We start from the raw sequence: 6,077 nt of genomic DNA on the forward strand, positions 1-6,077 counted from the left end.
GCTGAATTCGATTTGATGTACGGCGAAGGTATCTCCAAAGCTGGTACGCTTATCGATATCGGTACAAATATGGAAATCATCAATAAATCTGGCGCATGGTATTCCTACAATGGGGAACGTATGGGTCAAGGTAAAGAAGCAGCTAAACAATACTTGCTTGATAATCCACAAGTAGCTGATGAAATCGATCGTATTATTCGCGATACATTGGCTGTAGGTACAGAAGAAATCGACGTAATCGGTGAAGAAGTAACTGAAGAAGTATAATCATGAGTGACGAAACGATGCAAGCTGCTATGGATCAAGCATATCGCTTCCTAGCGCAACGATTTCTTAGTTCCTATGAACTAACACAAAAAATGAGACGTAAACAATTCGAGGACCCAATCATTGAGCGGGTCCTTGAACGCCTTAGAGAGTATGATTATATCAATGATGAGCGCTTATCTGAGCAAGTATTATCGTACTTGATGAAAGAACAAAAATATGGTGCTTACATGATTAAACAAAAGATGAAACTTCGAGGGCTTGAGGTTCCCCAAGACATTTCTTACTATGATGAAGTAAAAGCGGCCTATCGAGTGGTGGAGAAAAAATTTGGCTCCATTCTCAATGAGAACCGCACTCCTCGTGTAAAAGTATTTAACTTTCTCAAATACAGAGGGTTCTCAACAAGCACGATTCAAGTTGTATGTAATGATTTTTATGAATAAAGTATGCTTTTTTAGAGCCCTTGCTAGGCTTGTAAAATCTTGACAGAAAGGGCGTTCAAGTCTAAAATTAATAATAGCTTTATTTATTAATATGATGATAAGGCTAATTGATAATTTAATGCATGAAGGGCATAAAAAGGAGCATGAAAGCTCGATTTTGAGAATTTAAGAGGAGGTGAGACAGATTTTAGAGTATAGTCTAATTGCAGTGGTAATGGTACTGATTGGACTAGGGGTAGGCTATTTTTTAAGAAAAAATATTGCTGAAGGAAAACTGAATCAAGCTGAGCAAGAGGCTGCACGCATCATCGCTAACGGTGAGCGCACAGCTGAGTCTAAAAAGAAAGAAGCTTTATTAGAAGCGAAAGAAGAAATTCATAAGCTCCGTTCCGATGTGGAACGAGAAAATAAAGATCGTCGTTCTGAACTTCAACGTATGGAACGCCGTATTCTTCAAAAAGAAGAATCTTTGGATAAAAAATTAGACAATATTGAGCACAAAGAGGAAGCTTTACATCGCAAAGAAGCTGAATTAGCCCAAAGCCGTGAGAAGGTTGAAGCTTTGTATGAAAAACAAATGGCAGAATTGGAACGCATTTCTGGCATGACTTTCGAAGAAGCGAAAAATATCTTGTTAACGAATGTAGAACAAGAAATCCGTCATGAAACGGCGATTATGGTTAAGGAAATGGAACAGCAAGCTAAGGATGACGCGGAGAAAAAAGCGAAAGAAATTATCTCCTCTGCACTCCAACGTTGCGCAGCTGACCATGTAGCGGAAACTACCGTATCCGTAGTGGCATTGCCTATTGATGAAATGAAAGGTCGTATTATCGGTCGTGAAGGCCGCAATATTCGTGCACTTGAAACATTAACAGGTATTGACTTGATTATCGATGATACCCCAGAAGCAGTTATTCTTTCCGGCTTCGATCCAATTCGTCGTGAAGTGGCTCGTATTGCTTTGGAAAAATTGATTGTAGACGGTCGTATCCATCCAGCTCGTATTGAAGAGATGGTTGGTAAAGCTCGTAAAGAGGTTGACCAAACTATTAAAGAGGCTGGTGAACAAGCGACATTTGAAGCTGATGTTCACGGCTTACATCCTGAAATCGTTAAGATCTTAGGTCGTTTGAAATATCGTACTAGTTACGGTCAAAACGTATTGAAACATTCCATCGAAGTATCTCATTTAGCAGGTTTAATGGCAGCTGAACTTGGCTGTGATGTAACATTAGCTAAACGAGGTGGCTTAATTCATGATATTGGTAAAGCATTGGACCGTGAACTTGAGGGTTCTCATGTTCAAATCGGTGTTGATGTAGCTCGTAAATATCGTGAAAGCGCAGCAGTAATCAACTGTATTGGTGCTCATCATGGTGATGAAGAGTTCCAAAGTATTGAGGCTGTATTAGTAGCTGCTGCTGATGCTATCTCCGCAGCTCGTCCAGGAGCGCGTCGAGAAACATTAGAAAACTACTTGAAACGTTTATCTAAATTGGAAGAAATCGCTGAATCCTTCGAAGGCGTTGAAAAATGCTTTGCTATTCAAGCCGGTCGTGAGATTCGCGTTGTAGTAAAACCGGATAAGATTGATGAAGCTGAGTCTACATTACTCGTTCGGAATATCGTAAAACGCATCGAGTCTGAACTCGAATATCCAGGCCAAATCAAGGTCGTAATTATTCGTGAAACTCGCGTTGTGGATTACGCAAAATAATATGCAATAAGCGATAAGTATAGGCTGCAATGATATCATTGCAGCCTATTGTTATCAAAATATTGGTAATGATATCGTTTGATACGGCGTATAGGAATCCTTATGTATTGTATCTTGATAGATAAGGATTCCTATGATTCGTATTTGATATTTATACTATTTTAATAATTTAACTAATTAAAATCTTTTACAAATAGAGGATTTTTTATTTGTATATCGAATTAATATATATATGGGGAAGGAGGCGTTGGCTATGAGCCGATATTTTGAAAATGAATTGATTGAACAAATCAAAGATGCTAATGATATCGTATCAGTTATATCCGAGCATGTAGCTTTAAAGAAACGCGGCAAGAACTATTGGGGTTGTTGTCCTTTCCATAATGAAAAAACGCCATCCTTTAGCGTTGCCCCTGAAAAGGGTTTTTATTATTGTTTTGGTTGCCATGCATCGGGGAATGTTATTAAATTCCTCATGGAGTTAGAACATTTAACCTTTGTAGAGGTACTAGAGCGGCTAGCTAACCGAGCTAATATTCCATTGCCAGAGGCGAAGCTTTCACCTGAGCAGCAAGCTCGAGATGAAAGGCGCAAAAAACTATATGAAGCTTGTGATTTAGCGGCCACATTTTTCCATAACTGTCTCACTCAAACCTCTATGGGCAAGGTGGGGCTCGATTATTTGAAGAAGCGGGGACTTACGAAGGAAACCATAGAAGAGTTCAAGCTTGGATTTGCTCCTGATGGTTGGGACAAGTTATATCGCGCCTTCCATGAGCGCGGTATCGATGATTCAATATTATTAGAGTTGAATCTGGTACGTAAAAACCAAAAGGGCCAATTCTATGATTTCTTTAGAAATCGTATTATGTTCCCTATAATGGATGGTAAAGGGCGAGTAGTTGCCTTCGGTGGTCGTGTCATGGATGACAGCACACCAAAATATTTAAACTCCCCAGAGTCATCTATCTTCGAAAAGGGTAAAATACTATTTGCTTTTGATAAGGCGTACAAATCGATTCGTCAGGAAAGACAAGCCATTCTCGTAGAAGGGTATATGGATGTTATATCAGCTCATAACCATGGCGTTACGAATGTGGTGGCCTCTTTAGGGACTGCTTATACAAGAGATCACGGTCATATCTTGATGAGACAGGCAGATGAAATTGTATTAGCCTATGATATGGATGGTGCTGGACGCCAAGCGGCTGCTAGGGCCATTGAATTATTACAAAACACGGACTTTAAGGTGCGTGTTCTTGCTATGCCAGATGGTAAAGATCCAGATGATTATGTACGTAATCATGGTGGGCAGGCATTTAAAGACTTAGTCGCAAAGGCTGTGAAGCCTCTCGATTATCTTTTAAGTGAGTCTTTAATTAAGCACGATACAAACGATACTGAAGGGAAACAAGCCGTTATGGCTGATGTGTTCCCATATATTGCGAATATAGATAGTCAAACACAGCGAGATGACGCATTAAAAACATTGGCACTGCCTTTGTGGCTTGATAATAGCAGCATATTTAGATATTTCCGAGATTATGTGAAAAAGGGACAAATTGAATTAGTAGATGCTGCATCAGCACCTTTGCCAACACAGGATTTACCTAAAGGCGATGCGGAAAAATTATTGTCTTTAGCTTTCACTGATGGGGAAATATTAACTCATATGATGAGCTATTTGCCGATAGAAGACTTTGAAAAAAACGAATATCGATGTATAATAGAAAAGATATTCTCCTTGTACAAGACAGAAGGTCGCCTTGATGAAACAGCAATTCAGTCTGTTTTAACACCAGCAGAGTATGATATTTACTCTAGATTGGTCGTCATGAGTGACGATGAATATAAGGTACAAGTGCCTGGATTAATCCGCAAGATAAGGCTCCATTCACTGCGCGAACAGTATAAAGCGCATTCAATTATGGCGGATCAACTAAAACGGGCAGGAGATTCGACGTTTATTAGCGAATTACATAAATGTCAGGAAATACAGAATTTAATTAGAGAATGGTCTAAGTAAACGATAATGTAAAAAGGAGAGCGCTGTGGCTAAGAAAGTACAAAAAAGTCAAATAGAGGAGATTGTGGAACAACTTCTTGAAAAAGGCCGTAAGACCGGTGTGTTGACACAATCCGAGATTTCAGATGCTCTTCATGAGCAGGCGGAAATTACTGCAGAACAATTAGATGACATTTATACTACTTTAGGTAAATTAAATATTGAGGTTGTAGCTGACATCGATGCAGAAGATGTAGATGAAAATCCAATCGTGCCAGAAGAAGATGCTGAAGAGGTTGTTAGTGAGAAGAATATCTCCATCGACTTAAGTGTAGATTCTGGTGTTAATATCGATGATCCAGTGCGTATGTACCTCAAAGAGATTGGTCGTGTTCCTTTGCTTTCTGCGGACGAAGAAATCGTTTTAGCAAAGCAAATTGAAGCTGGCGCAGCAGAAGATGCTACATATAAAGATATCCAACTTGCCAAAAAGGCTAAGAAAAAATTGGTAGATGCTAACTTGCGCTTAGTTGTAAGTATCGCGAAACGCTATGTAGGTCGTGGTATGTTATTCTTGGATTTGATTCAAGAAGGTAACCTTGGTCTTATTAAAGCAGTTGATAAATTCGACTATACAAAAGGTTATAAATTCTCCACATATGCTACATGGTGGATTCGTCAAGCGATTACGCGTGCTATTGCGGACCAAGCTCGTACGATTCGTATTCCTGTACATATGGTAGAAACAATTAATAAATTGATTCGTATTTCCCGTCAATTGTTACAAGATAAAGGTCGCGAACCATTGCCTGAGGAAATTGCAGAAGGCATGGGGATTACTGTAGAACGTGTGCGCGAAATTCAAAAAATCGCCCAAGAGCCAGTATCCTTAGAAACTCCAATTGGTGAAGAGGAAGATTCCCATTTAGGGGACTTCATCGAAGACCAAGACGCAATTGCTCCAGACGATGCAGCTAGTTACATCCTATTGCAAGAGCAAATTGAAGATGTATTTACATGCTTAACTGATCGTGAGCAACAAGTATTGATCTTGCGCTTTGGTTTGAAGGATGGTAAACCTCGTACATTAGAAGAAGTGGGTCAACACTTCAATGTTACTCGTGAACGTATCCGCCAAATTGAAGGTAAGGCGCTTACCAAATTGCGTAACCGCGGCAAACGTGATAAAATCAAAGACTTCTTATAAGATAAAGAATCTCGTAAGGGTTGTAATGCAGTGCTCTCTAGCACTGTGTTACAGCCCTTTTGTGTTATAATAAAGGTTAGTAATATACAATCATTGATATAATCTGATACTAATATATTGAAATGTAATAAAAGATTTAGGAGATATAATGTTTACAGTTACGAAACGTTTAGAGGTGAGTGCATCTCATCAATTGAAACTAGATTATCCAAGTAAGTGTCAGAATCTACATGGTCACAATTGGATTATTACCGTCCATGCTCGTTCTGAAGAGTTAGATCATAATGGCATGGTTATCGACTTTACCATTATTAAAGAAAAAATTCATGGTCGCTTAGATCATCGTCATATTAATGATGTATTAGGCGACATTAATCCTACGGCTGAAAATATGGCGAAATGGATTGCCGATGAGTTGGGTCCTAAATGTTT

The 6,077-nt window shown here is 39.1% G+C and carries 5 protein-coding genes and 1 pseudogene; all 6 read left to right on the forward strand.

What is annotated here, in order from left to right:
- Window positions 1-267: pseudogene (locus tag Q0F90_RS06400) on the forward strand (DNA recombination/repair protein RecA); the annotation flags it as partial.
- Between the two features lie 2 nt (window positions 268-269).
- Window positions 270-713: a regulatory protein RecX gene (locus Q0F90_RS06405; RefSeq protein WP_296004239.1), complete on the forward strand. Its 444-nt coding sequence runs from the start codon at window positions 270-272 to the stop codon at window positions 711-713.
- Between the two features lie 175 nt (window positions 714-888).
- Complete coding sequence (gene rny / locus Q0F90_RS06410) at window positions 889-2,433, forward strand: ribonuclease Y (protein WP_296004240.1); 1,545 nt, start codon at window positions 889-891, stop codon at window positions 2,431-2,433.
- Between the two features lie 253 nt (window positions 2,434-2,686).
- Window positions 2,687-4,459: a DNA primase gene (dnaG, locus tag Q0F90_RS06415; protein WP_296004241.1), complete on the forward strand. Its 1,773-nt coding sequence runs from the start codon at window positions 2,687-2,689 to the stop codon at window positions 4,457-4,459.
- A gap of 25 nt (window positions 4,460-4,484) precedes the next feature.
- Window positions 4,485-5,645: an RNA polymerase sigma factor RpoD gene (gene rpoD, locus Q0F90_RS06420; protein ID WP_273299212.1), complete on the forward strand. Its 1,161-nt coding sequence runs from the start codon at window positions 4,485-4,487 to the stop codon at window positions 5,643-5,645.
- Between the two features lie 148 nt (window positions 5,646-5,793).
- Window positions 5,794-6,077 (forward strand): 6-carboxytetrahydropterin synthase QueD (gene queD / locus Q0F90_RS06425; RefSeq protein WP_296004242.1); only part of this gene is annotated, 284 nt, incomplete at its 3' end.

It is taken from the genome of uncultured Veillonella sp. (assembly GCF_934190855.1).
Lineage (GTDB): Bacteria > Bacillota > Negativicutes > Veillonellales > Veillonellaceae > Veillonella.